The sequence below is a fragment of the Nocardioides marmoribigeumensis genome (assembly GCF_031458325.1).
In the GTDB taxonomy this organism is placed as follows: Bacteria; Actinomycetota; Actinomycetes; order Propionibacteriales; family Nocardioidaceae; genus Marmoricola_A; species Marmoricola_A marmoribigeumensis.
In genome coordinates, this window is sequence record NZ_JAVDYG010000001.1 from 3,724,686 (window position 1) to 3,744,153 (window position 19,468).

Genomic DNA, 19,468 nt, shown 5'->3' on the forward strand with positions numbered 1-19,468 from the left:
ACCGACGCAACCACCGGTCCGCCCCACAGGACGTCATTGCAGAGTCTCCCTCCATACCGTACGGTATGGAGGCGATCTCGCCAGCAGAACGACCGGGTGCGCCCCGGTCCCGACGGGCACACGGGGGCAGGGATGTCGACGATGGGCGCACGGAGCGTGTCCGTGCTGGAGTCCTTCGGCGACTTCTTCGCGTTCGTCGGCGCCGTGGTCCGCAAGCTGCCGAGGCGGCCGTTGAACACCGCCGAGGCCACCCGTCAGGCCTGGATCATCATGCGGGTCATCATCGTCCCGACCGGCCTGGTCTCGATCCCGCTCGGCGCCGTCGTCGCGCTCCAGATCGGCAGCCTCACCCAGCAGCTCGGAGCGCAGAGCTTCGCCGGGGCCGCCTCCGTCGTCGCGATCGTCCGTGAGGGCGCGCCGCTGGCCACCTCGCTGCTCCTCGCGGGGGCGAGCGGCTCGGCGATCTGCGCCGACTTCGGCGCCCGGGTGATCCGCGAGGAGGTCGACGCGCTCCGGGTGCTCGGCATCGACGTCGAGCACCGGCTGATCGTGCCGCGCGTGGTCGCGGCGATCTTCGTCGGCGGCGTGGTCACGGGCCTGGTGATGGGGGTCGGCATCGCGGGGGGCTACGTCTTCAACGTCGTGCTGCAGGGCGGCACGAGCGGGGTCTACGTGCAGTCGTTCAGCTCGCTCGCGGCGGTCGCCGACGTCTCGGTCTCCCTGCTCAAGGGGATGGTCTTCGGCGGGATCGCCGCGGTCGTCGGCGCGTTCAAGGGCCTGCACGTCAAGGGCGGCCCGAAGGGCGTCGGGCAGGCGGTCAACGAGTCGGTCGTGCTCACCTTCCTGTTCCTGTTCACGCTCAACTACCTCATCACCACCGTCTACTTCCAGGTCGTCCCGCAGGGGGCGCGATGAGCTGGCTGAGCTCGACCACCGAGCGCCTGGAGCTGATGGGTCACCAGGTCCGGTTCTACGGCCGGGCGGTCGCGGCGACCCCGCGCACGCTGCGGCACTACCGCCGCGAGGTGTGGAACGTCCTCGCCGACGCGACCTTCGGCACCGGCGCGCTGGCGATCGTCGGCGGCACGGTCGGGGTGATGGTCGCGCTGTCCTACGCCGTCGGCGCCGAGGTCGGCCTGCAGAGCCACGCCTCGCTGGACCAGATCGGCGCGGGCAACTTCACCGCGTTCCTCTCGGCGTACTTCAACACCCGTGAGTCCGCGCCGCTGATCGCCGGCGTCGCCCTGGCCGCGACCATCGGCTGCGGCTTCACCGCCCAGCTCGGCGCGATGCGGATCAGCGAGGAGGTCGACGCCCTCGAGGTGATGGCGATCCCGTCGGTGCCGTTCCTGGTCACCACGCGGATGATCGCGGCGGTGATCGCGGTCGTGCCGCTCTACGCCATCGGGATCTTCGCCTCCTACCTCGCCACCCGCATGGTCACCACGCTCAGCTACGGCCAGTCTCCGGGCACCTACGACCACTACTTCCTGCAGTACCTCGCGCCCGTCGACGTCCTCTGGTCCTTCGGCAAGGTGCTGGTCTTCGCGGCCGTGATCATCCTGGTGCACTGCTACCACGGCTTCCACGCCAAGGGCGGGCCCGCCGGCGTGGGCCTCGCGGTCGGCCGCGCGATCCAGACCTCGATCGTCGCCCTGGTCGTCATGGACTTCTTCATGTCGTTCGCGATCTGGGGGTCGACGACGACGGTGAGGATCACCGGATGAGGCACGCCTACCCGCCCGAGACCCCGGCGGAGGCACGGGCCCTGCGCGTCACCGGGGTGGCCTGGCTGGTGGTCCTCGCGCTCCTGGTCGCGCTGTCGGTGGCGACCTACGCCAAGGCCTTCGACGGCCACGTGACGGTCGCGGTCGACGCCCCGCGCACCGGCCTGCAGCTCAACGTCGGCGGCGACGTGCGCATGAACGGCGCGATCGTGGGCCGCATCTCCGACGTGGCGGCGACCGACAAGGGCGCACGCGTCGAGCTGCAGCTCCAGGGCGACAAGGCCGACCGCATCCCACGGACGGCGACCGCCACGATCCTGCCCACCACCCTGTTCGGCCAGAAGTACGTCGAGCTCCGGTCCTCGGCGGACCCCGCCGACCGTGGCCACGTGGTCGACGGGACCGTGCTGCGGGCCGCCCGCGACAGCGCGTCGGTCGAGCTCACCCAGGTGCTCGACGACCTGCAGCCGCTGCTGACCGCCGTACGCCCCGCGGAGCTGGCGACGCTGCTGCACGAGACCGCGGCCGGCCTCGACGGGCAGGGCGCGACCCTGGCGCGGCTGATCGACGAGGGCGGGCTCTACCTCGGCGAGCTCAACGAGGAGCGACCGCAGCTGGTGCGCGACCTGCGGCTGCTCGACGAGGTGTCGGGGCAGTACGCCCGCAACGTGCCGGCGTTCCTCGGGGTCCTCGACCAGACCACGCGCACCCTGACGGCGGTGACCCGCGGCGCCGAGCTGGCCCGGGCGCTGCGCGAGGTCTCCGGTGCCGCGGACGCCGGCACCGCGCTGATGGCCGCCTCCCGGCGCAACGCCGCGCGGGCAGCCGCCCTGTCGCGGCCGACGCTGGAGCTGCTGGCGGAGTACTCACCGGAGTTCCCCTGCCTGGTCTCCGGGTTCCTCGGCGTCCGGGACAGCTCGGCCGCCCAGGTCAAGGGCGGCTCGGTCGAGGGCTACTTCACCGCCGGCCAGCAGGTCCGCGGCTACCGGCCGAGCGACCGGCTGAGGATGGGCGACCTCGGCACCGGTCCCGCCTGCCGCGGCCTGCCGCACCCGAAGGTCCCCTACCCGGCGGTCGACGTCGACGACGGCGTCTCGCCCGAGATCGACCGGTCACGCAACCCCGACACCGGGGGAGCGCGGTGAGCAGCGTCGGCCCCGGCACCCGCGCCTCGGCGGTGCGCGTGGCCCTGACGACAGTGCTCTCGGTGGCCACCGTGCTCGTGCTGGTCGCCACGATCCGCCCGCTGCGGCTGGGTGGCGGCGACGAGACCTTCACCGCGCTGTTCACCTCGGCCAGCCGGATCCGCCCCGGCGCACCGGTGATGGTCGGCGGGGTCCGGGTGGGCCGCGTCGACGAGGTCTCGCTCGACCGCGACGCCACCGCGCGTGTGTCGTTCCAGGTCGAGAAGGACGTCGACGTGACCACCCGCACGCGCGCGGCGATCCGCTACCTCGACCTCGTGGGCGGGCGCTACCTCGCGCTCACCGACCCCGCCAGGGACGGTGCCGCTCCGTCGGCCGCGCAGGACCCGGACCACCCCATCCCGACCACGCGCACCGAGCCCGCGCTCGACCTCAACGCGCTGCTCAACGGCTTCAAGCCGCTCTTCTCGGCCCTCGACCCCCGGGACGTCAACGCCCTCGCCGGCGACATCATCCGGACCTTCCAGGGCGAGGGGATGACGGTGCGCGAGCTGATCGCGCGCACCGGGTCGCTGACCTCGGGGCTCGCCGACCGCGACCGGCTGATCGGCTCGCTTCTCGACAGCCTGGGCACGACGGTCAGCACGGTCGCCAGGCGTCACGACCAGCTCGAGCAGCTGATCGACGACGTCGCGTCGTTCGCGGTCGGCCTCGCCTCGGACCGCCGGTCGATCAGCGCCGCGCTCCAGCACCTCGAGGTGATGACGCGGCTCTCGGCCGACCTGCTGCACGACGCCCGGCCGTCGCTGAAGGAGGACATCGCCCAGCTGCGGGCCGTCGCGCGTCTGCTGGGGACCGGCACCGGGCGTGGCCAGGTCGCCCACGCCCTGGACCACCTGCCCCGCAAGCTCGAGCGGCTGGCCCGCACCGCGTCGTACGGCTCGTGGTTCAACTACTACGTCTGCTCGGTGAAGTTCCGCGTCGACAGCGGGACACCGATCGCGCCCGAGGTGCGCGACCTGCTCAACCGCCTGAGCCTCAACGACTCGGCGAAGAGGTGTGACCCGTGAGCGGGGCGCTGACTCCTCGTGCGCGGGTGGGCCTCTACGGCTCGGTCGCCCTGGTGCTTCTGGTCCTGCTGACCCAGCGTCTCGACGCGCTCGCGCAGGTGCTGCGCGGCGGCGACCACGTGACGGCGTACTTCACCGACTCCACGGGCCTCTCGCCCGGCGACCGGGTCGAGGTCTCGGGCATCGCGGTCGGACGCGTGACGTCGGTCGACATCGACGGCCCGCGCATCCGCGTCGAGGCGCGCGTGGACGACCCGGTGCGGCTGGGCGACCGCACGACGGCCGCGATCAAGGTCGGCAACCTGCTCGGCAGCAAGTACCTCGAGCTCGAGCCAGCCGGCCAGGGCACGCTGGCCGGCGCGATCCCGACCAGCCGCACCACGCCGGCGTACGACGTCGTGCAGGCGGTCAGCGACCTGTCCGACACGGTCGAGGAGATCGACACCCGGCAGCTCGCGCAGGCGCTCGACACCGTGGCCTCGACCTTCCGCGGCGCGGGCCCCGACGTGCGCCGCGCGGTCTCCGGGGTCTCGCGCCTGAGCCGCGTGGTGGCCTCGCGCGACGAGGAGCTGCGGTCGCTGCTCAGCGGCACCGAGACGGTCGTGGCCTCCCTCGACGACAGCAAGGAGTCGCTGTCCCGCTTCGTGCGGGCCGCCTCCCTGCTGATGGCGGAGGTCGACCGACAGCGCGACACGATCAGCCGCCTGATCGACAACAGCCTGGCGCTCTCGCGCGAGGTGCGCGGCCTGGTCCGGGACAACGAGGAGCAGATCCGGCCGGCGCTGGCCAACATCACCCGGGTCGTCGACCTGCTGCGTGGGCGCCAGGCGAAGCTCGCGCAGACGGTGCACAACCTCGCGACCTTCGCGCGGGTCTTCGTCGACACGATCGGCAGCGGGCCGTGGTTCGACTCCTACCTCGCCAACGTGCCCGACCAGGTCTCGACGACGGGGCCCGAGCGATGAGCCGCCGCCTGCTCGTCCTCGTCGTGGCCCTGGCGGTGGTGCTGGGCGGCGCGGCGCTGCTCACCACGCGTGACGGCACGCGCCGGGTCAGCGCGGTGCTGCCGTCCGCGGTCAGCCTCTTCCCGGGCTCGGACGTGAAGATCATGGGCGTCCGCGTCGGCAAGGTCGTCTCGGTGACCCCGCGCCCCGACGACGTGCTCGTCGAGATGGAGTACGACGACCAGTACTCCCTGCCCGCCGACGCCCAGGCGATCGTCATCTCCCCGTCGGTGATCGGCGACCGCTACGTCCAGCTCACGCCGGCGTACGTCGACGGGCCGCGCCTGGCGGCCGGCGCCACGATCCCGCGCAGCCGCACGGCCGTGCCCGTCGAGCTGGACGACATGGTGGCCTCGACGACCCGCCTGGCCGACGCGCTGGGCCCGCAGGGCGCCAACCGCGGCGGCGCGGTCTCGCGCCTGCTCGACGTGGCAGCGTCCAACCTGACCGGCCTCGGCGCCCAGGTCAACGCCTCGCTGCGCGACGTCAGCGCCGCCAGCGACACGTTCGCCGAGGCGGCACCAGGCCTGCGCCGCACCGTCCGGAGCGGCGCGGGCCTGACCGGCGCGCTCGCGGAGTACGACGCCGCCGTGCGCTCGTTCGACACCCACCTGTCGCGCGTCGCCCGCAACCTCGCCGCGGACCGGGGCGACCTGTCCCAGCTGCTCGCGAGCCTCGCCCGGTCGCTCGGCGAGGTGGCGGTCTTCGTCCGCGACAACCGTGCCTCGCTGCGGCACGACGTCGACGGGCTGCGGTCGGTGACCGGCAAGCTCCGTGCGGAGCGCAAGGCGCTGGTGCAGGTGACCGACCTGGTGCCGCTGGGCTTCACCAACCTGATCGAGACCTACGACGCCAGGACCAAGGCGGTGCGCACGCGCGCGAACTTCGGGGAGATCGCCCAGGCGGCCGACAAGGTGGTCTGCTTCGAGCTGGAGAAGCAGCTGGGGCCGTCGATCAAGGACTCCTGCGCGGTCGTCTCCGCCCTCGTCGGCGGGCTGCCGCTGCCGGGGACCGGCTCCGGGGGTGGCCCCGGTGGTGGGGGGAGCGGCGGCGTGCCAGGGCTGCCCGGCGTGCCCCCGTTGCCGGCGGGCGGCCCGTCGTCGGGCGACCCCCTGGGCGACCTGCTGGGCGTGCCCACGCTGCGGGCCATGGAGGTGGCGCGATGAGACGCCTCGCCGCACTCCTCGCCGGGTGTCTGCTGCTCACCGGCTGCGACTTCGCCGGCCTCCAGGACATGTCGCTGCCGGGTGGGCCCGACCTCGGCAGCAGCCCCTACGAGGTCACCGCCGAGTTCGAGGACGTGCTCGGCCTGGCCGCGCACTCGGCGGTCAAGCTCGACGGCGTGACGGTCGGCGAGGTCGAGGAGATCCGCCGCCGGGGCTGGCACGCCGAGGTGACCCTGCGGCTGCCCGCCGACGTCCGGCTGTCCCGCACGGCGACCGCACGCGTCCAGCAGACCAGCCTGCTGGGCGAGAAGTTCGTCTCCCTCGAGCCCGGGTCCGGCAGTGGCCGGCTGGCCGACGGCGACCGCATCGGGCTGCGCTCCACCAGCCGCGGCGTCGAGGTCGAGGAGGTCCTCGGCGCCACCTCGATGCTGCTCAACGGCGGCGGCCTCGACCAGGTGCGCACGATCTCCACCGAGCTGCAGACCGCCCTGGCGAACGGCACCGACACCCGCCGCTTCCTGCGCGAGCTGACCACGTTCATCACCACCGTCGACCAGCAGCGCGAGCGCATCGTGTCGATCATGGCGAACCTCGATCGCCTGGCCCGCTCGGTCAACCGGGACCCGCAGGTGGTCGACCGGGCGCTGCGCGACCTCGCCCCGGCGCTGCGCGTGCTCACCGCGCAGCGCAAGCCGCTGGTCCGGATGCTCGACCGGCTCGGCCGCTTCTCCCAGGTCACCACGCGCGTCGTGCGCGAGTCCGGCCGCGACCTGGTCGCCGACCTGCGGGCGCTGCAGCCGGTCCTCACCCAGCTGCGCCGGTCCGGCAAGCAGCTGCCCGAGTCGGTGGAGGCGATCCTGTCCTTCCCGTTCCCCGACGAGGTCCTCCACGCGGCCAGGGGCGACTACGTCAACCTCGCGGTCGAGATGGACCTCACGCCCTTCACGTTCCTCGGCAACGCGACCGGCGCCGACCTGGGCGGCTCGCTCGGCCTGCGGGCCGTCGTACCCCAGGACGCGGAGCGGCCCAGGGGGAGCCGATGACGGCCTCGGTGCGGCTCCGGCTGCTGGTCTTCGCGCTCGTGGGCGGCCTCGCGGTCGTCGTGGCCGGCGTCCGCTACGCCGGGCTGTGGAGCCTGGTCAGCGCGCCGACCTACTCCGTGCGCGTCGACCTGCCGCAGTCCGGCGGCATCTTCGACCGCGCGGAGGTGACCTACCGCGGCGTGACCGTCGGGCGCGTCGACGACGTCGACTTCCGCCGCGACGGCGTCGTCGTCACCCTCGACATCGACCGTCGCTGGAGGATCCCCCAGGACGTGCGGGCCGAGGTGCACAACCGCTCCGCGGTGGGGGAGCAGTACGTCGACCTGGTGCCCCGGGCGTCCTCCGGCCCGTCCCTGCACGACGGGGACGTGATCGCCGCGGCCGCGACGAGCGTGCCCGTGACCACCGCCGAGCTGCTGCTGTCGCTCGACCGGTTCGTCGACTCGGTCCCGCAGGCGGCGCTGCGCACCACCGTCGACGAGCTCTCCCGGGCCTTCGAGGGCACGGGCGACGACTTCCGGAGGTTCGTCGCCAACGCCCGCACCATCCTGGTCGAGGCGCAGCGGTCGCTGCCCGCCACCCGCGCCCTGCTGCGTGACGGCGGCACGGTGCTCCAGACCCAGTCCGACCAGGCAGTGGTGATCGCCTCCGCGCTGCGCAACCTCGACGCCCTCACGCTCGTGCTCTCCGACCGCACCGGCGACCTGCGCACGATCCTGCGCGATGCGGTGCCCGCCGCCCGGCAGCTGCGGGCGATGTTCACCGGCCTCACCCCGGTGCTCCCGCCGCTCCTGGGCAACATCGCCGCCCTCGCCTCGGTCACCACCGACCGCATCGCCGGGCTCGAGGAGGGGCTGGTCACGATCCCCTACGCCCTGGCCAGCGCGATCACCCCCGGCCGCGGGGAACGGGCCCACTTCGCCTTCGAGGGGACCCAGGACCCCAAGGCCTGCGAGCGCGGCTACACCCCTCCGCGCCGGTGGCGCTCGCCGCACGACACGTCGTACGCGCCGATGGACGACCGGTTCGGCTGCACCCAGCGCGGCACCACCCTGCCCCGCGGCTCCAGCTCCGAGCTCGACCGCGACCCCGAGGGCCGGCACACCCGCAGCTCGCCCTGACCTGTCCGCGGACCGCGCCCACCGGTTGACCCTCCCGGGCCCCGCCGCGACGATGAGGCGATGAGCCTCTCGGACCGCACGCCCGTCCACATCGACCTCGTCCGCCGCATCGAGGGAGCCCAGGGCCTCGACCCTGCTGTCCACGCGATCGCGCCCGTCGTCCGGCAGGCGTTCGGTGTGGGCAGGCGCGGGGAGGTGCTGCGCGGCGACTGGCTGGGCCACGCCCTGCACCCGCTGCTGACCGACCTGGTGATCGGCTCGTGGACCTCGGCCACCCTCCTCGACCTGGTCGGCGGTCGCGAGTCCGGCAAGGCCGCGCAGCGCCTGGTCGGGATCGGTCTGCTCGCCTTCGCGCCGACCGCGTGGAGCGGCTGGGCCGAGTGGTCCGAGGCCGGCCCCCGGGAGCAGCGCGTCGGGCTGGTGCACGTCGGCACCAACGCCGCCGCGGCCGGGGTCTACCTCGCCTCGTGGAAGGCGCGTCGCAGGGGCGAGCGGGTCAGGGGTGCCGCGCTCGCGCTCGCGGGTGCCGCGGTGTCGGGGTCGGCTGCCTACCTCGGCGGTCACCTCGCCCTCGCGCGCAAGGTCGGCACGCACGACCCCGTGTTCGACGACGCCGTGACCTCCTAGCGTGGTCCCCACCCCTGACCGGCTGCGCATCCTCCTGGTGACCTCGGTCGAGGAACTCGGCCTCGACGAGGAGACCCCGCTCCTGGCCGACGCCCTGCGACGACGAGGCGCAGAGGTCGCGATCGTGCCCTGGGGCCCGGGGACCGACTGGGCAGCCGCCGATCTGGTCGTCGTACGCACGCCGTGGGACTACACGCCTCGCCGGGAGGAGTTCCTGGCGTGGGCCGGGTCCGTCCCCGCACCGTTGGCCAACCCGGCGCACGTCCTGCGGTGGAACACGCACAAGGGCTACCTCGTCGAGCTGGCCGCGGCCGGGGTGCCGGTCGTGCCGACCCGGCTTGTGACCGCCGGCAGCCCGACTCCCGACGCGCAGTGGTTCGCCCGGGCGGGCGACGAGGTCGTGGTGAAGCCGGCGGTCTCGGTCGGGGCGATCGGCGCGATGCGGGCGGCGTACGACGACCCGGCGCTGGTCTCCCACGTCGCCGACCTGCTGACCGGCCAGGACGTGCTCGCCCAGCCGTTCCTGGGCTCGGTCACCGACCGCGGCGAGACCTCGGTGCTGTTCGCCCGCGACCGGGTCAGCCACGCGGTGCGCAAGGTGCCGGCGGCAGGGGACTACCGCGTCCACGAGGAGTACGGCGGCGTGAACACCGTCGTCGAGCCCGACCCGGCCGAGCTCGAGGTCGCCCGGGCGGCGCTGGCCGCGTGCCCGGGACCGAGGCTCTACGCCCGCGTCGACCTGGTGCAGGGCGACGACGGGCCGCTCGTGATGGAGGTCGAGCTCACCGAGCCGGCGCTCTACCTCGTCGAGCACCCGCCCGCCGCCGACACGTTCGCCGAGGCGGTGCTGGGGTGGCGCTGAGAGCGGCCGCCGTCGTCGCGGCGGTCCTCGCCCTGGCCGGCTGCGGCGACGACGACCTCACGACCGCGGACCGTCCGTCCCCGCATCCCCGGCCCAGCACGGCGGGCTACTGCGACGACCTGCCAGGCGTCAGCGGCGACCCCGGCGTCCTCCTGGGCACGGACTGGTCGGGGGAGGACCACGACGTCGGTGACCCGGTCGTCGTGCTCGCCTGCGCCGCGACCAACGAGCAGGGCACGTTGTCCCTCGAGGCCGACGGGACCGGCATCACGATCACCCCGGACCGGGTCCCTCTCGAGGACCTGCGCGACGGGATGGCCGAGTTTCGCGTGACGGTCGAGCGGGGTGCCCACGGCACGCTGGCCGTGCGCGAGGAGAGCCGGGCGATCAGCGGCACCATGCCCGGGCCCCGGGTCGTCACCGACGACGAGGGCTGGCACCTCGAGCGGCCGGCCGGCTGAAGGTGCACGCCCAGGTCTTGGAAGGCGCCCCCGCCGCTCAAGTGAGCCGGCCGCGAGGCCGGCTCACTTGAGCGCCACCATCTCGTGCATCGTGCGGCCGGTCTCCTTGAGCACCTCGTCCTCGAGCCGCACGGTCAGGTCGAAGTCCGACTCGAAGCGGAAGTAGCCCGGCCGGCCGAGCAGCTTGTTGACCAGCGGCTTGACCGCACGGGACCGGACCACCGGCACCATCTCGAGGAAGTCGTTGGCGTGCACGATCCGCTGCACGGCGAAGGTCAGGTCGACCTCGTCGGACTGCAGCGACAGCGTCGAGGGGTAGTCGCGGTTGGCGACCTCGTTGAAGACCCGCGGCCCCTCGAGCGAGGTCACCTCGCCCGTGCTCACCACGATCTCCGAGCCGCGGGCCACCATCAGCGGCATCGAGGCGTGCGCGCCGTACTTCGGCGTGGTGTGCACGTTGGCGTAGATGACCGTGAGGTCGTCGGTGTAGAGCCGGCCCCAGTACCAGTGGTCGATGATCCGCTTCATGTCGCCCACGCCCCAGTTGTGGTCGTGGTAGCCGATGCCGTCGGCCTGGATCGTCTCGCCGTGGATCGTCACGGTGCCGCTCACCCGCGCGCGCGGCGCCCCGACGCACCACGCGAAGTAGTCGCGGTCGCCGTACGTCGTGCGGCCGCCGCCGGGCATCCAGGTCGGCACCTCGCTGTCGAAGGTGAGGTCGAAGGTGATGCCGTCCTCGTCGAGGTGCAGGCGGTGCACCGGCAGGCGCCCCTCGGGGAACTCCGCGCGAGCCCAGTTGTGACCCACGCGCACGTCGCACTGCTCGCGCGAGGCGCTGGCGTCGGAGTCGGCGTAGTGCTTGACCACCTCCAGGCGCGTGCCGTCGGGGCGGTAGACGTGCAGCTCGACGCCGGGCTTGCGCTGGATCAGCTCGCGGGTCTGGATGAAGCCCACCACGATGTGGCCGTCGGACAGGCGCGCGTCGAAGTACCAGTGCTCGAAGGCCAGCTTGTGGTCGTCCAGGTGGGCCGCGTTGCCCTCGGGGCCGACGGGCGCGACGACGGCGTCACGGCGACCGGGGCCGGTCCAGGTCTCGACGATGTCCATAGTTCTCCTCGAATAATTGTGGTCTCGACAAGCTCGACCAGCGACCAGCGACCAGCGACCAGCGACCAGCGACCAGCGACCAGCGACTAGCGACGCAGCGAGCTGCTCGCGTCGAACTCGGCCTGGCGGCCCTCCATCTGGAAGTCCCACCAGTTCTTGCGGTGGGCGCGCATCACGCGGTCGTGCAGCTGCTTGAGGCCGGGCAGGCGGCGGGCGAGCTCGGTGGCGAACACCAGCGGCCAGCGCGCGGCGAGGATGAGGATCCACGGGAACGCCGGCAGCATGTCGTACTGCTTGCGGGTCGCGGGCGCCATCCAGAGCGCGCAGTAGGCGCTGTAGACGCGGTAGTTGTACGCCGCTCGCAGCCGGGCGAGCCCCTTCTGGTGCTCGCGGGGCATGAACGCGCGCGGGAACGACTCGATCAGCTCCTTGCCGTGGTCCCCGGCGTCGTAGGACCGGGCGGCCGTGGAGAGCGCCAGCACCTGGAGGCACTCGCGGACGGTCTCGGGGATCCACTGTGGCTGCACGCCGAGCAGGTGACCCATGTACTTGTTGAAGTGCTGCAGCGCGCGCATCTCGCGCGGCGTCGTCTGGTAGCCGAGCAGGGACAAGGCGAGCGAGGGCGCGACGCTGCCGCCGATCTGGGTGAGCATCGCCCACGTCTGGCTGATCGGCAGGCCGTAGGCCTCCATGTCCCACTCGTCGTGCTCGCCCACGCGCTTGCGGACCGCGACGTGCATGACGCGCACCTGCATCGCGGTGGTGCGGCCGGCCGAACCGGGGGTGAACAGCGCGGCCGGCTCGGAGACGTCGATCCAGAACTTCGAGGTCTCGAGGAAGCGACGCAGCGCGTTGTCGCCGGCGTACCCACCCGCGAGCGACAGGGGAGTGGCGACCCCGGCCTCGGTGTAGACCTCGAGGGTGATCGCGCCGGCGACGGAGAAGAGCATCGTGCCCCACCGGCGCCAGATCGCGGCGCCGAGCTCGACCTGCTCGCGGTCGACCCAGTCGGGGACGGTGTCGAACTCCTGGAACAGCACGCGCATCGACTCGGGTGCGTCCGGCACGGAGTCGATGCCGTCGCGCAGCGCCTCGTCGAGCATCTGGCGTCCGCGACGGTGGCCGATCTCGCCGAAGAACACGTCGGCCACGTAGCGCTCGGCGACCGGGTCCCCGGAGTAGTGGTCGTCGCACAGCATCCGCGCCTGCTCGTCGGTGGGGAAGAGCCGGTGGCCCAGGCGGGCGGCGATCCGCTCCAGCCGCTGCCAGGTGGGCTCCTGCTTGCCCTCCCAGTAGCGGAAGTGGCTGGGACAGCGCCACTCGCGCTCGTCCTCGGGTGTGGTGGTCGAGGCCGTGGCCCTGCTGTCCTGCTGCGTCGTCATGGGTCCTCCGTCGCCCGGTCGGATGTTCCATACCGTACGGTATGGTCCGGACGTCTGGCAAGATGTCACCGTGACCAGCACCGCCTCCTCGGGCACCGGACGCCTGTCGATCGACGACTGGACCGAGCGCGCGCTCCAGCTGCTCATGGACGAGGGCGTGGGGGCCCTCAAGATCGCCCGGCTCTGCCGCGAGCTCGGGGTCACCAAGGGCAGCTTCTACTGGCACTTCGCCGACCTCGAGGCGCTGCGCACCGCGGTGGCCAAACGCTGGACCGAGAGGACGCGCGCCGAGCTCGACGAGCTCCGCGAGCTCGGCACCCTCCCGCCGCTCGAGCGCATCCGGATCATGGCGGCCGGGCTCGTCGAGGACCGCGCCTGGAACGTCGAGCGCACCCTGCGCGAGTGGGCCCGCACCGACGCGTCGGTCGCGGCGACCATCGGCGAGAGCGAGCAGCACGTCTTCGGCCTGCTCAACGACGCCTTCCTCGAGCTCGGCCACCCCGCCGGCGCGGCACGCATGCGCGCGGGTCTCCTGACCTACGCCGGCATCGGGTTCGCGCACGGCCAGGCGTCCCTGCCCCGCGTGACCATGGACGACATCGGCGACCTCGTGGAGTTCCTCAGCAAGGAGACCGGAACCACCTGAGCGGGCCGCGCGTCCCACCCGCATGACCGACCGCGCACGCCTCCAGATCGTCCCCGCCCTCCTCGCCGCCTGCCTGGCGCTCCTGCTCGCGCTCACGCTGTTCGCGGCGTACTCGCTGGGCTCGGGCGGCCGGAGCCAGGCGGCCGTGCTCGCCCCCGCCGCCGCGAGCGAGGCGACGGCGAGGACCTACGGCACGATCACGATGACCGGCACGGGCGAGGCCACGGGGGTGCCGGACCAGCTCTCCTTCACGCTCTCGATCAGCCGGAAGGCCGACGACGTCGCGACCGCGATGGACCAGGCCACGGCGACGATGAGGCGCGCGCTCGGCGCGCTGGCGGCGAAGGGCGTGCTCCGCAAGGACACCAGGTCGACCGGGCTGTCGATCGACCCGGAGTACGACTACCCGAGCTACGGGCCTCCGGTGCTGACCGGCTACCGCGTGCGCCAGACGGTGTCGGTGCTGGTGCGCGACCTGCGCGACGGCGGCAGGGCGATCGCCGCAGCGGTCCGGGCCGGCGGCAACGCGACCCGGGTCAGCGGCATCGGCCTGCGCATCGGCGACAAGGACGCACTGCTGGCCGACGCGCGTGAGGCCGCGGTGCGGGCGGCGACCGCCAAGGCCCAGCAGTACGCCGACGCGACCGGCCAGCCGCTCGGGCGGGTGCTGACGGTCAAGGAGGGGTCGGTAGCAGCGCGGGTGCCGCAGCCTCAGCTGCTGACCCGGGCGATGGGCTACCTGCCGACGGCGGACACCGCCGCGCTCGAGGCGCTGCCGATCCGGGCGGGTCGCAGCGACCTGTCGGTGCGGGTCACCGTGGTCTGGGCGCTCGACGGCGGCGAGTAGGGTCGGGCGCACCCCCCAGACCCTCCGGAAGGACCCGTCGTGCAGTCCCGTGAGTTCCTCGACCTCGTCGACCACACCCTCCTCAAGGCCGAGGCCACGCGCGACCAGGTGAGCGCGCTGTGCGCCGAGGCGCGCGAGCTGCGACCGGCGTCGGTGTGCGTCAACGGCCTGTGGGTCTCGCACTGCGTGAGCGAGCTGGCGGGCTCCGAGGTCCCGGTGTGCAGCGTCGTCGGCTTCCCCCTGGGCGCGATGGCGGCCGCGGCGGTGGCCGACGAGACCCGGCTCGCGGTCGCGTCCGGGGCCGGCGAGATCGACATGGTCGTGCCGCTCGGCCTGCTGCGCGGGGGCGAGGACCACGCCGTGGCGGCCTACCTCTCCGAGGTCCGCGCGGCCGCCGAGGGCGTGCTGCTCAAGGTCATCCTCGAGACCGCGGTCCTCACCGACGCCGAGGTCGTGCGCGCCTGCGAGCTCTCCGTGGAGTCGGGTGCCGACTTCGTCAAGACCTCCACCGGGATGCACGCGGCCGGCGGCGCCACCGAGGCCGCCGTGCGCCTGATGCGGGAGACCGTCGGCCCGGACGTCGGGGTCAAGGCCTCGGGCGGCATCCGCACCCGCGCCGACGTCGAGACGATGGTCGCCGCCGGCGCCAGCCGGCTCGGGATGAGCGCGGCCGCCGCGGTGGCCCAGGAGTTCAGCCGGGGCTGACCCCGGCCGCCTCCGCCAGGTCGACCCGGATCGCGTCGAGCCGCTGGGCGGCCACCAGCCGGGCCGCCGAGAGCGCCTCGGCGGGCTCCTGGTCGTCGCCCACGGGCACGACCGCCTCGAGGTAGCACTTGAGCTTGGGCTCCGTCCCGCTCGGGCGTACGACGACCCGCGCGCCCTCGGCCAGGGTGAACCGCAGGCCCTCGGTCGGCGGCAGCGGACCGCCCTGGCTGAGGTCGTCCACCTGCAGCACGCCGAGCCCGCCGAGCACCTGCGGCGTCGACGCGCGCAGCCGCGTCATCGCGGCCTCGATCAGCGACAGGTCGCTCACCCGCACCGACAGCTGGTCGGTGGCGTGCACGCCGTGGGCCAGGGCGATCTCGTCGAGCCGGTCGAGCAGTGTGCGGCCCTCGGCCTTGAGCGCGGCGGCCAGCTCGAGGACGAGCAGCAGCGCGCTCACGCCGTCCTTGTCGCGCACGAGCCCCGGCGCGACGCAGTAGCCCAGCGCCTCCTCGTAGCCGTAGGCCAGCCCCTCGACCCGGCCGATCCACTTGAACCCGGTCAGCGTCTCCTCATAAGGCTGCCCCGCCGCGGCGGCGAGCTTGCCGAGCAGGCTCGAGGAGACGATCGACGCGGCGTAGGTCCCCTCGACGCCCTGGCGCAGCAGGTGGTCGCCGAGCAGCGCCCCGACCTCGTCGCCGCGCAGCATCCGCCAGCCGCCCGGCCCCACGACGCCGACCGCGCAGCGGTCGGCGTCGGGGTCGTTGGCGACCAGGACGTCGGCCCCGCGCTGCTCGGCGAGAGCGATCGCGAGGTCCATCGCGCCGGGCTCCTCGGGGTTGGGGAAGGAGACCGTCGGGAAGTCGGGGTCGGGCTCGGCCTGCTGCTCGACGACGGCCGGCGGCGGGAAGCCCGCGCGCCCGGCGACCTCCACGACGGTGTCTCCGCCCACCCCGTGCATCGGCGTGTAGACCCACGACACCTCGCGCGGCCCGTCGCCCGGCAGCGCGGCGAGCGCGTCGAGGTAGGCCTCGCGGACCTCCTCGCCGAGCACCTGGCCCTGCGACCCGCGGGGGACGTCGCCGACCGGCCCGACCGCGGCGATGCGGGTGGCGATCTCGTGGTCGGCCGGCGGGACGATCTGGCTGCCGTCGCCGAGGTAGACCTTGTAGCCGTTGTCCTGCGGCGGGTTGTGGCTGGCGGTCACCATCACCCCGGCGACCGAGCCGAGGTGGCGGATCGCGAACGCCAACAGGGGAGTGGGCAGCGGGCGCGGCAGCACGAGGGCGCGCAGGCCGGCCCCGGTCACGACCTCGGCGGTGTCGTCGGCGAAGACGTCGGAGTGGTGGCGGGCGTCGTACCCGATGACGACGGAGGCGTCGCTGCCCGCCCCCTGGTCCTTCAGGTACGCCGCCAGCCCGGCGGCGGCGCGCGTCACGACGACCCGGTTCATCCGCATGGGCCCCGCGCCGAGCGCGCCCCGCAGCCCGGCGGTGCCGAACTCGAGCGTGCCGGAGAAGCGCTCCGCCAGGTCCGCGAGGGCGGACTCGTCGCTCTCGGCGCGGGACAGCAGGTCCTCGAGCTCGGCGCGGGTCTGCGGGTCGGGGTCCTCAGCAGCCCAGGCGCGGGCGCGGTCCAACAGGTCGGGGCTCATGGCCCCGAGATTAGTCAGCGCTTGCGCAGCTCGAACTGCGGCAGCTCCCGCTTGAAGGCCGCGTCGCGGGCGATGCGGGTGTTGTTGTTCATCAGCAGCGCGATCTGCTCGGCGCGCTCGCGGGCGAAGGTGCGGCGCGGGCCCGCGTGCCAGGTGCCGTTGAACAGCCGCTTGGCCGCCGAGAGCGAGTCGGGGGACCGGGTGAGCAGCTTCTCGACGAGCTCCTCCGCGGCGGTCATCGGGTCCTCGGCGACCTCGGTGACCAGGCCGATCTCCTTGGCCTGCGTGCCGGAGACCGAGTCGCCGGTCATGGTGAGCAGCTTGGCGGTGTCCATGCCGACCACCTCGGCCAGGCTGCGGACCCCGGACATGTCGGGGATGAGGCCCCACTTGGACTCCATCACCGACCACTGGGCGTCGGGGGTGGAGAAGCGGAAGTCGGCGCCGAGCGCGATCTGCACGCCGCCGCCGTAGCAGTGGCCCTGCACGACCGCGACCACCGGCACCGGCACGCGGCGCCAGACCCAGGCGGCCTCCTGGAAGGTGTTGGTGCCCCGCAGGAAGCTCGGGATGAAGGCGGCCGCGATCCCCCGCGGGTCGCGCATCACGCTGGCGAAGTCAAGGCCGGCGCTGAAGGACTCCCCGGCGCCGGTGATGATCACCGCGCGCAGCGAGCGGTCCTTGGACAGCCGGCGCCCGGTCGCGACGAGCTCGCGCAGCATCGGCAGCGTGAGGCCGTTGAGCTTGTCGGGCCGGTCGAGCCAGACCCGGGCGATGCCCTCGTCGTCGACGGTGCAGGTGACGTGGTGCGCAGACGTCGTGGTCATGGACCAAGCCTAACCTCGGTTACCGGGAGGTAACCGGGGGTGCCACCCGGTGTGGCGACGTCGGACCGGGCCGGTCGGTCAGAGGCCGGTCGAGCGGCAGGGGCGCTGCCGCAGGGCCGCGACGTAGTCGTCGGGGGCGTCGGCGGCCTCGGCGGCGTCGGCGAGCACGCCGAGGTAGGAGGCCGAGGGCATGCCGCCCTCATAGGCGGCCAGCACGTAGGTGTAGGCCAGCTGCTCGCCGACGAGCGTGGCGATGCGCACCTTGGTCTTGAGGAAGAGCCCGGTGGAGACCGACTGCAGCTCGTCGAGCGCGGCGGTGTCCTCCTCGGTGATGTCGTAGAGCGCGACGAACACCTGCTCCAGCGGGTCCTCGACGATGGTGGCGATCGCGCCGTCCCAGCCGTACTCCTCGCCGCCGAAGGTCAGCCGCCAGCCCAGCAGCCATCCCGTGCCCTGGAGGGGCGAGTGCGGGCAGCGCGTGCTCATCAGCCGCGGGTCCATGTTCGGCCCGTACGCCGCGTAGAGGGTCACGCAGCGGAGCCTAACGGCACTCCCGGGCGTGTCCGGGAAGGATGGAACAATGCCGTGTGTGACTCACGTGGCGATCATCGGAGGCGGACCCGGCGGCTACGAGGCGGCCCTGGTGGCCGCCCAGCTCGAGGCCGAGGTGACGGTCGTCGACACCGACGGCATCGGCGGGTCGGCGGTGCTGACCGACTGCGTGCCCAGCAAGACCCTGATCGCCACCGCCGAGGTGATGACGCAGACCGAGGTGGCCGGCGAGCTGGGCATCACCTTCGGGGTGGAGCCCGACGGGAGCGCCGACCGCACCGCCGACGCCTCGGTCGACCTGGCCGCGGTCAACCAGCGCGTCCTCGGCCTGGCCGACGCGCAGAGCAAGGACATCGCGCAGCGGCTCGAGCGCGAGGGCGTCACGCTGGTCAGGGGTCACGGGCGCCTCGACGGACCGGAGAAGGTCGTGGTCGACACCGGCTCCGGCGAGCAGGTCGTCGAGGCCGACGTCGTGCTCGTCGCGACCGGGGCCGCCCCGCGCACCCTGCCGTCCGCGCAGCCCGACGGCGAGCGGATCCTCACCTGGGAGCAGGTCTACGCCCTCGAGGCGATGCCGGAGCACCTGGTGGTCGTCGGCTCGGGCGTGACGGGCGCGGAGTTCGCGGGCGCCTACAACGCGCTCGGCTGCGAGGTCACGCTGGTCAGCAGCCGCGACCGCGTGCTCCCCGGCGAGGACGCCGACGCGGCCGAGGTCCTCGAGCAGGTCTTCCACCGCCGCGGCATGACCGTGCTCGGCAAGTCCCGCATGGCCGGGGTGGAGCGCCGCGGCGACTCCGTCCTGGTGTCGCTCGAGGACGGCCGCACCGTCGAGGGCAGCCACTGCCTGCTCGCGCTGGGCTCGGTGCCCAACACCTCCTCCCTGGCCCTCGACACCGCCGGCGTCACCACCGACGACGGCGGCTTCGTCAAGGTGGACCGGGTCTCGCGCACCTCGGCCCGCGGGGTCTACGCCGCCGGCGACTGCACCGGGGTGCTCATGCTCGCCTCGGTCGCGGCCATGCAGGGACGCATCGCGATGTGGCACGCGTTGGGCGACGCGGTCTCGCCGCTGGACCTCAAGTCGGTCTCCTCCAACGTCTTCACCGCCCCCGAGATCGCCACCGTGGGCTGGAGCCAGCGCGCCGTCGACGCCGGCGAGATCGAGGCCGAGGCGGTGACCCTGCCGCTGGCCACCAACGCCCGGGCCAAGATGCAGGGCGTCCAGGACGGCTTCGTCAAGCTCCTCGCGCGGCCGGGCACCGGCATCGTCGTCGGCGGCGTCGTGGTCGCGCCCCGCGCCAGCGAGCTCATCCACGCCATCTCGATCGCGGTCGGGCAGAACCTCACCGTCGACCAGCTGGCAGGTGTGTTCACCGTCTACCCGTCGATGAGCGGGTCGGTCGCCGAGGCCGCGCGCCGGCTCCACCGGCGCTGAGCCGTCCCCCGCCGGTCGGGCGAATCGGGAGGAAACTCCCGTTCCGGTGGTGACGGGTGGGACTTGAGTGCATGCTGGATGGCTCACCCA

The 19,468-nt window shown here is 73.3% G+C and carries 20 protein-coding genes; 15 read left to right on the forward strand and 5 right to left on the reverse strand.

Annotated features, from left to right (window positions below):
• Positions 1-141: 141 nt before the first annotated feature.
• From J2S63_RS17650 to J2S63_RS17700, 11 genes are read left to right on the forward strand one after another with little or no spacing between them, the layout of a single operon-like run.
• The gene (locus J2S63_RS17650; RefSeq protein ID WP_310304944.1) at positions 142-915 is read left to right on the forward strand and encodes an MlaE family ABC transporter permease; all 774 of its coding nucleotides are present in this window, start codon (positions 142-144) and stop codon (positions 913-915) included.
• The gene (locus J2S63_RS17655; RefSeq protein WP_310304946.1) at positions 912-1,727 is read left to right on the forward strand and encodes an MlaE family ABC transporter permease; all 816 of its coding nucleotides are present in this window, start codon (positions 912-914) and stop codon (positions 1,725-1,727) included. The genes J2S63_RS17650 and J2S63_RS17655 overlap by 4 nt, the downstream gene beginning before the upstream one ends.
• Complete coding sequence (locus tag J2S63_RS17660) at positions 1,724-2,872, forward strand: MCE family protein (RefSeq protein WP_310304948.1); 1,149 nt, start codon at positions 1,724-1,726, stop codon at positions 2,870-2,872. The genes J2S63_RS17655 and J2S63_RS17660 overlap by 4 nt, the downstream gene beginning before the upstream one ends.
• A complete protein-coding gene (locus J2S63_RS17665) occupies positions 2,869-3,942 on the forward strand; it encodes an MCE family protein (protein WP_310304951.1) in 1,074 nt (357 codons plus the stop codon). Before J2S63_RS17660 ends, J2S63_RS17665 begins: the two co-directional genes overlap by 4 nt.
• Complete coding sequence (locus tag J2S63_RS17670) at positions 3,939-4,907, forward strand: MCE family protein (RefSeq protein WP_310304952.1); 969 nt, start codon at positions 3,939-3,941, stop codon at positions 4,905-4,907. Before J2S63_RS17665 ends, J2S63_RS17670 begins: the two co-directional genes overlap by 4 nt.
• Complete coding sequence (locus tag J2S63_RS17675; RefSeq protein WP_310304955.1) at positions 4,904-6,112, forward strand: MCE family protein; 1,209 nt, start codon at positions 4,904-4,906, stop codon at positions 6,110-6,112. Before J2S63_RS17670 ends, J2S63_RS17675 begins: the two co-directional genes overlap by 4 nt.
• Entirely contained in the window at positions 6,109-7,155 is a 1,047-nt protein-coding gene (locus J2S63_RS17680) for an MCE family protein (protein ID WP_310304957.1), read from the forward strand. Before J2S63_RS17675 ends, J2S63_RS17680 begins: the two co-directional genes overlap by 4 nt.
• Positions 7,152-8,276, forward strand: coding sequence for an MCE family protein (locus J2S63_RS17685; protein WP_310304959.1), 1,125 nt, complete (start codon positions 7,152-7,154; stop codon positions 8,274-8,276). Before J2S63_RS17680 ends, J2S63_RS17685 begins: the two co-directional genes overlap by 4 nt.
• Positions 8,277-8,336: 60 nt before the next feature.
• Entirely contained in the window at positions 8,337-8,903 is a 567-nt protein-coding gene (locus tag J2S63_RS17690) for a DUF2231 domain-containing protein (RefSeq protein WP_310304961.1), read from the forward strand.
• 1 nt (position 8,904) lies between these two features.
• Complete coding sequence (locus tag J2S63_RS17695; protein WP_310304964.1) at positions 8,905-9,765, forward strand: ATP-grasp domain-containing protein; 861 nt, start codon at positions 8,905-8,907, stop codon at positions 9,763-9,765.
• Positions 9,756-10,226, forward strand: a complete 471-nt coding sequence (locus tag J2S63_RS17700; RefSeq protein WP_310304966.1) for a hypothetical protein — start codon at positions 9,756-9,758, stop codon at positions 10,224-10,226. Before J2S63_RS17695 ends, J2S63_RS17700 begins: the two co-directional genes overlap by 10 nt.
• A 63-nt stretch (positions 10,227-10,289) precedes the next feature.
• On the opposite strand, the gene J2S63_RS17705 is transcribed toward J2S63_RS17700, so the two are convergent.
• Together J2S63_RS17705 and J2S63_RS17710 are read right to left on the reverse strand one after the other, a co-directional pair.
• Positions 10,290-11,333, reverse strand: coding sequence for a DUF7064 domain-containing protein (locus J2S63_RS17705; RefSeq protein ID WP_310304969.1), 1,044 nt, complete (start codon positions 11,331-11,333; stop codon positions 10,290-10,292).
• An 86-nt stretch (positions 11,334-11,419) separates the two neighbouring features.
• Positions 11,420-12,715 carry an oxygenase MpaB family protein gene (locus J2S63_RS17710; RefSeq protein ID WP_310304971.1) on the reverse strand — a complete coding sequence of 432 codons (1,296 nt, stop codon included), beginning with the start codon at positions 12,713-12,715 and terminating at the stop codon, positions 11,420-11,422.
• Positions 12,716-12,785: 70 nt separating this feature from the next.
• On the opposite strand from J2S63_RS17710, the gene J2S63_RS17715 reads away from it, so the two are divergent.
• The 3 genes from J2S63_RS17715 to deoC are packed head-to-tail and all read left to right on the forward strand — an operon-like array spanning position 12,786 to position 14,913.
• Positions 12,786-13,361, forward strand: coding sequence for a TetR/AcrR family transcriptional regulator (locus J2S63_RS17715; RefSeq protein ID WP_310304973.1), 576 nt, complete (start codon positions 12,786-12,788; stop codon positions 13,359-13,361).
• A 22-nt stretch (positions 13,362-13,383) separates the two neighbouring features.
• Entirely contained in the window at positions 13,384-14,208 is an 825-nt protein-coding gene (locus J2S63_RS17720) for an SIMPL domain-containing protein (protein ID WP_310304975.1), read from the forward strand.
• A 39-nt stretch (positions 14,209-14,247) separates the two neighbouring features.
• Positions 14,248-14,913 (forward strand): deoxyribose-phosphate aldolase, encoded by a 666-nt coding sequence (gene deoC, locus J2S63_RS17725; protein WP_310304977.1) that lies wholly within the window; start codon positions 14,248-14,250, stop codon positions 14,911-14,913.
• Here the strand turns inward: deoC and J2S63_RS17730 are convergent.
• The 3 genes from J2S63_RS17730 to J2S63_RS17740 all read right to left on the reverse strand — a co-directional run bounded on the left by J2S63_RS17730 (position 14,900) and on the right by J2S63_RS17740 (position 17,922).
• Positions 14,900-16,564 carry a phospho-sugar mutase gene (locus J2S63_RS17730; protein ID WP_310304980.1) on the reverse strand — a complete coding sequence of 555 codons (1,665 nt, stop codon included), beginning with the start codon at positions 16,562-16,564 and terminating at the stop codon, positions 14,900-14,902. The genes deoC and J2S63_RS17730 overlap by 14 nt on opposite strands.
• Before the next feature lie 14 nt (positions 16,565-16,578).
• The gene (locus J2S63_RS17735) at positions 16,579-17,391 is read right to left on the reverse strand and encodes a crotonase/enoyl-CoA hydratase family protein (protein WP_310304982.1); all 813 of its coding nucleotides are present in this window, start codon (positions 17,389-17,391) and stop codon (positions 16,579-16,581) included.
• A 78-nt stretch (positions 17,392-17,469) separates the two neighbouring features.
• On the reverse strand, positions 17,470-17,922 hold the full coding sequence (locus J2S63_RS17740) for a gamma-glutamylcyclotransferase family protein (RefSeq protein ID WP_310304985.1): 453 nt from the start codon (positions 17,920-17,922) through the stop codon (positions 17,470-17,472).
• Between the two features lie 58 nt (positions 17,923-17,980).
• Here J2S63_RS17740 and J2S63_RS17745 point away from each other — a divergent pair, with 58 nt between their 5' ends.
• On the forward strand, positions 17,981-19,378 hold the full coding sequence (locus tag J2S63_RS17745; RefSeq protein WP_310306738.1) for an NAD(P)H-quinone dehydrogenase: 1,398 nt from the start codon (positions 17,981-17,983) through the stop codon (positions 19,376-19,378).
• The last annotated feature ends 90 nt before the right edge of the window (positions 19,379-19,468 follow it).

What these genes read in the sequence shown, in the direction of transcription:
- J2S63_RS17650 (WP_310304944.1), top strand. Translation starts at nt 142, where the DNA reads ATGGGCGCACGGAGCGTGTCCGTGCTGGAGTCCTTCGGCGACTTCTTC.
- J2S63_RS17655 (WP_310304946.1), top strand. Translation starts at nt 912, where the DNA reads ATGAGCTGGCTGAGCTCGACCACCGAGCGCCTGGAGCTGATGGGTCAC.
- J2S63_RS17660 (WP_310304948.1), top strand. Translation starts at nt 1,724, where the DNA reads ATGAGGCACGCCTACCCGCCCGAGACCCCGGCGGAGGCACGGGCCCTG.
- J2S63_RS17675 (WP_310304955.1), top strand. Translation starts at nt 4,904, where the DNA reads ATGAGCCGCCGCCTGCTCGTCCTCGTCGTGGCCCTGGCGGTGGTGCTG.
- J2S63_RS17680 (WP_310304957.1), top strand. Translation starts at nt 6,109, where the DNA reads ATGAGACGCCTCGCCGCACTCCTCGCCGGGTGTCTGCTGCTCACCGGC.
- J2S63_RS17685 (WP_310304959.1), top strand. Translation starts at nt 7,152, where the DNA reads ATGACGGCCTCGGTGCGGCTCCGGCTGCTGGTCTTCGCGCTCGTGGGC.
- J2S63_RS17690 (WP_310304961.1), top strand. Translation starts at nt 8,337, where the DNA reads ATGAGCCTCTCGGACCGCACGCCCGTCCACATCGACCTCGTCCGCCGC.
- J2S63_RS17705 (WP_310304969.1), bottom strand. Translation starts at nt 11,333, where the DNA reads ATGGACATCGTCGAGACCTGGACCGGCCCCGGTCGCCGTGACGCCGTC.
- J2S63_RS17710 (WP_310304971.1), bottom strand. Translation starts at nt 12,715, where the DNA reads ATGACGACGCAGCAGGACAGCAGGGCCACGGCCTCGACCACCACACCC.
- J2S63_RS17720 (WP_310304975.1), top strand. Translation starts at nt 13,384, where the DNA reads ATGACCGACCGCGCACGCCTCCAGATCGTCCCCGCCCTCCTCGCCGCC.
- J2S63_RS17730 (WP_310304980.1), bottom strand. Translation starts at nt 16,564, where the DNA reads ATGAGCCCCGACCTGTTGGACCGCGCCCGCGCCTGGGCTGCTGAGGAC.
- J2S63_RS17735 (WP_310304982.1), bottom strand. Translation starts at nt 17,391, where the DNA reads ATGACCACGACGTCTGCGCACCACGTCACCTGCACCGTCGACGACGAG.